5 protein-coding genes are annotated in these 4,823 nt (G+C 53.2%); 4 read left to right on the plus strand and 1 reads right to left on the minus strand.

Annotated features, from left to right (window positions below; genetic code table 11):
* From thsB to MVC73_RS02305, 3 genes are all read left to right on the plus strand, one after another.
* A partial coding sequence (thsB, locus tag MVC73_RS02295; protein ID WP_297506504.1) for a thermosome subunit beta occupies positions 1 to 846 on the plus strand: 846 nt, incomplete at its 5' end.
* A gap of 78 nt (positions 847 to 924) precedes the next feature.
* Positions 925 to 1,797, plus strand: a complete 873-nt coding sequence (locus MVC73_RS02300; protein ID WP_297506506.1) for a zinc metalloprotease HtpX — start codon at positions 925 to 927, stop codon at positions 1,795 to 1,797.
* A gap of 180 nt (positions 1,798 to 1,977) precedes the next feature.
* Entirely contained in the window at positions 1,978 to 3,135 is a 1,158-nt protein-coding gene (locus MVC73_RS02305) for an ATP-binding protein (protein WP_297506508.1), read from the plus strand.
* On the opposite strand, the gene MVC73_RS02310 is transcribed toward MVC73_RS02305, so the two are convergent.
* Positions 3,128 to 4,075, minus strand: a complete 948-nt coding sequence (locus MVC73_RS02310; RefSeq protein WP_297506510.1) for a hypothetical protein — start codon at positions 4,073 to 4,075, stop codon at positions 3,128 to 3,130. The genes MVC73_RS02305 and MVC73_RS02310 overlap by 8 nt on opposite strands.
* 224 nt (positions 4,076 to 4,299) lie before the next feature.
* Here MVC73_RS02310 and MVC73_RS02315 point away from each other — a divergent pair.
* Positions 4,300 to 4,823: AAA family ATPase (locus tag MVC73_RS02315; RefSeq protein WP_297506512.1), on the plus strand; the 524-nt coding region annotated here is incomplete at its 3' end.

Here is a 4,823-nt window from a genome sequence, read left to right on the forward strand (position 1 = left end):
GAGCAGGAGGAGAAGATGCTCCGCGAGATGGTCGACAAGATCAGGGAGGTTGGTGCCAACGTCGTCTTCGTCCAGAAGGGCATTGATGACTTAGCCCAGCACTATCTAGCCAAGTACGGCATAATGGCGGTGAGGAGGGTCAAGAAGAGCGACATGGAGAAGCTCGCGAAAGCCACCGGAGCCAAAATCGTCACCAACGTGAAGGACTTAACCCCCGAGGATCTCGGCTACGCAGAGCTTGTCGAGCAGAGGAAGGTCGCTGGAGAGAACATGATTTTCGTCGAGGGCTGCAAGAACCCGAAGGCTGTGACCATACTCATCCGCGGTGGAACGGAGCACGTTGTTGATGAAGTCGAGAGGGCTTTGGAGGACGCAGTCAAGGTCGTCAAGGACGTCATGGAAGATGGGAAGATTCTCCCGGCCGGAGGTGCCCCGGAGATTGAGCTGGCCATCAGGCTCGATGAGTACGCCAAGCAGGTCGGTGGCAAGGAAGCCCTCGCAATAGAGGCCTTTGGAGAGGCCCTGAAGGTTATCCCGAGGACTCTCGCTGAGAACGCCGGCCTCGACCCGATAGACACTATGGTGAGGGTTATCAGCGAGCACAAGAACAGGGGCATCGCGATAGGCGTTGACGTCTTTGACGGTGAACCAGCGGACATGCTTGAGAAGGGCGTTATAGCCCCGGTCAGGGTCACGAAGCAGGCCATCAAGAGCGCCAGCGAGGCCGCGATAATGATACTCCGCATAGACGACGTCATAGCTGCAAAGCCCAGCAAGCCCGAGAAGGGCGAAGGCGGAATGCCCGGCGGTATGGGCGGAATGGGCGGCATGGACATGGGCATGTGATGCCCGCCTTCTCTTCTTCTTACCCCTCCACCAAAAGTTTTTATTTCCCGTTCGTTATGTTAATCCGGGGGTGAGAGAGTGGGACTGATGCTATGGCTCAGAACGGGCCTTCTAATGGGAATACTCACAGGCCTGCTCATGGGGATAGGCTACCTCTTCGGCGGGCCGAGGATAGCGTTCTTCATGTTCCTCTTTGCAATGTTCTTCAACTTCATCACCTACTGGTACAGCGACAAGATAGTGCTGAGCTGGTACAACGCGAGGGTCGTTGATGAGTACGAGGCACCTGAGCTCTACGCCATAGTCAGGAAGCTCGCGGAGAGGGCCGGCCTTCCGACGCCGAGGGTTGCCATAATCCCGACGGACACTCCAAACGCCTTCGCAACGGGGAGAAACCCGAAGCACGCGGTCGTTGCAGTCACCCAGGGCCTCCTCAGAATACTCAACAGGGACGAGCTTGAAGGAGTTATCGGCCACGAGCTGACCCACATAAAGAACAGGGACATACTGATAAGCACCGTAGCGGCGGCAATGGCTGGAGCGATAATACAGCTCGCCTACTGGGCGAGATGGATAGCCATATTCGGAGGCTTCAGCAGGGACAGGGATGAGGGCGGGGAGGTCATAGCGGCGATACTCGTGGCGATTTTAGCTCCAATAGCGGCGATGCTTATCCAAGCGGCGATAAGCCGTTCGAGGGAGTTCCTGGCTGACGAAGGGGGAGCGAGGATAAGCGGGAAACCGCACGCCCTTGCCAGCGCGCTGATGAAGATAGAGGAGGCCGTTCGCTACAGGCCGATGAGGAGCGGCAACCCTGCAACTGCCCACATGTTCATAGTCAATCCTTTCAGGGGCATGAGCATAGCGAACCTCTTTTCAACCCACCCGCCGACCGAGGCAAGGATAGAGCGTCTTAGGAAAATAGCGGAGGAGATGGGGATTTACTTCTGATCCTTTTTCCTGTTAAAACCAGAGAAGGAACGGGGAATGGACTTCCGTTGAAAGGCTCACCACCATCGAGAGCATTGACGTGGTTGAAAATAGTTTGCACCACCACTGCAAACTTCTTTTTAAATATCTTTGCAGTGCGAGTGCAAAATCTTTATAAATGCGTTTGCACTAAAACTGCACATGCTTGAGCTGCAAAACCCTTGGTGGTTCGGCGAGCCCGACAGGGACTGGGAGCTCTTTGAAAAACTCACCTACAGGCTCAGGCCGAAATGGCTTGATGAGCTCTCGCTGAAACCTTTTTCGCTCAACTTCGTAGTCGGCCCGAGAAGGGTTGGAAAAACCCTCGGGATAAAGCTTCTCATCGGGGAGCTCCTCAAAAAAGCCAGCACTCCTTATTCCATCTTTTACTTCAGCTGTGACGTCCTTGAGGACCACAGAGAGCTTTTGGAAGTTCTGAACGACTATCTAAGGCTGAAGAAAAGAAAAGGCGTTAAGACGGCATTCATATTCCTCGACGAGGTCAGTCTCGTGGAAGACTGGTGGCGCGCCCTTAAGTTCCTCATAGACAGAGGTGAGCTGAGAAACGACGTCGTTACAGTAACGGGCTCGATTTCCCTGACTTTGGGCCGGCACTTTGAGACGTTTGGCGGTAGAAGGGGGAATGGAGAGACGATTGAAGTTATGCCCCTGAGTTTCCGCGACTACTACAGCCTTTTTTACGACGAGTTCTTCCCCTCGAAGGGAGCAGAAGTCTTCGAGAACTACCTTAAAACCGGAGGATACCTCGCCTATCTGAACGGCAACTTAAAGGTCGAGGAGTTGGTGGGCTTCCTTAAGGCGGACTTGAAGGCCCTAGACCGCTCAACCGACCTTGCGAGAGACGTTATGGGAGCAATACTAGATAAGGCCCCTTCGCCCACTTCATTCAACGCGATAGCGAAGGCCGTTGGTGTTTCCCCCCACACAGCGAGGGACTACGTCGAGCTTTTCGAAGCCTTCCACGTCCTCCTGCAGGTTCTCTACCTCGGCGGTGACGGAAGGGTCTACCCGAGGAAGGAAAGGAAGCTAATCCTCCGTGATCCGCTCATCGTGAGGGCCATGGAGCTGTGGACGAGGAGGAAAACCGACAGGGCCGTGCTCTACGAGTGGCTTGTTCAGGAGCATCTCTACCGGAAGTTCGGGGAGGTCTTCTACTACCGCAACTCCTACGAGGTCGATGCAATAGCGGGAAACCTTAGGGTCGAGGTCAAATCTGGAAAGAAGAGGGGGCGCTATCCAAGGGGCGTTAGGGTTCTGAGTGGCCATGAGGTTCCGGAGTTCCTCTACGGCATCACCTAGCGAACTCCTTTATCTTATCAACCTCACCCTTCTGAAGCAGCCTGAGGAGTTTGGCGGTGTAGGCTATTTCGAGGGCATTGCCTTCAGGGTCTCCGAGGAGCTCGTCGAGGCGTTGAGTTAGGTCTTCCTCGGCCCGCTTTAGGGCATCGGGAGAGAAGCCCGAGTATTCGAGGGCTTTCGCTATTGCCAAGACCTCGCTCGGGATGAGGGTGCGCGGGGTTTTCGCTGTCTCTTTGGGCTTTGCCCTCTTCCCGCTGATCTCCGCCAAGAACTCTCTAAATTCTTCAAGTTCCGGCTCGATATCGATGCCCGCGTTCCGTAGAACGACGAAGGGATCATCAGTGTAATATTCAAGTGCCTTTTCAGCTATTTTTGCCCTCTCCACAGTGAGTTTTGGGAGTTCTGGGAGGAGCTTATCAACTATCTTACATGCCTTCTCAAATGCTTGTTCCATTACTTTTGCTGTTTTTTCTTCGTCTGTAATAAGCCCTTGCTCCCTTGCGTGGTGTGCTATTGCCCTCGCGAGCTGCTTGTAATTCTTTTTTATCGTGCTGTAGTCTTCCTTGAGTGTGTAACTTGCATTTAAGACCTTCTCTATTGGCTTTGTTGCTTCCGGGTTATGCGTCCCTGTATGGTATGCCATTGCTAACGTCAGGATTGTGTGAAGGAGCGGGTAGTGTGCGACCATTGCACTGTGTAAGGGATCCCTTACTTCATCAACGTATTTTTGTATCCTGCACCTTTTGTTACCCTCGGTCCAATGCCTTCGTCGTGTGCAAGGATTTTTTACGTGTTCCACATCTTGCTCCGGAGTTGCCCGTGCCAGTATCTTGTACAATCCCGTTCCATGGTAGAACACGATATGATGTATGGTGCGTAGCAAGTCCCTCGTAATTCCTGGCGGGTATTCGATCTTTTTTCTCCTCTTTCTTCTTTCCACCAAATATGGACATCCCCAGCAAAGGTAAAAGCGACAAGCCCACCACCCGCTAAACCTCTCCTTTGGGAGAGATAAGCCTTCCGACCTCGGCAGAATCTTCGGAAACTCCTTATCTGAAGCCCCCGCTTTGAGGTCTGCATTTCGTCCTTTTTCCTGAACGATATGCACGCATATCGTCCTTATGTGAGGACAAAATTTATAAACAAAGAATCCAACTCCAAAACATGGACGAGAGGATACTCACTTCACTCATCGCCACGAGCCGGCGGGTGATGGCGTGGGCGAGGAAGTTCCCGAAAAAGCGCTTTCTCTTCGACGAGCTTAAAGCCGTTGATGAGGAATACTATGTCGGCGTTAAAGGTATTCGAGGTGTCGGCAAAACAGTCCTCCTACTCCAGCTGGCAAACGAAACCAAAAGGAGCGTTTATTTTTCGGCCGATTCGACCCTTATAAAGCCCTTTTCACTCTACGAGGTGGTGAAGGCCCTCGCGGAGATGGGCTACAGGAACGTTTTCATTGATGAGATTCACCGGAAAGCTGGCTGGGCCGGGGACTTAAAGACCCTCTACGACGAGCACGAGGTCAGGGTGTTCTTCTCAGGCTCATCGGCCATAGATTTAGTCCATTCGGGGGTCGACCTCTCAAGAAGGGTCGTCCTCAGGGAACTCCCACCGGCTTCCTTCAGGGAGTGGCTCAACATAAAGAGGGGCTTCAACGTTCCAAGGTATTCACTGGAAGAAGTCATTTC

The sequence above is a fragment of the Thermococcus sp. genome, from assembly GCF_027052235.1.
GTDB lineage: Archaea > Methanobacteriota_B > Thermococci > Thermococcales > Thermococcaceae > Thermococcus.

Excerpts from the sequence above, each read along its gene's own strand:
- MVC73_RS02305 (WP_297506508.1), top strand. The coding sequence starts at position 1,978 with ATGCTTGAGCTGCAAAACCCTTGGTGGTTCGGCGAGCCCGACAGGGAC.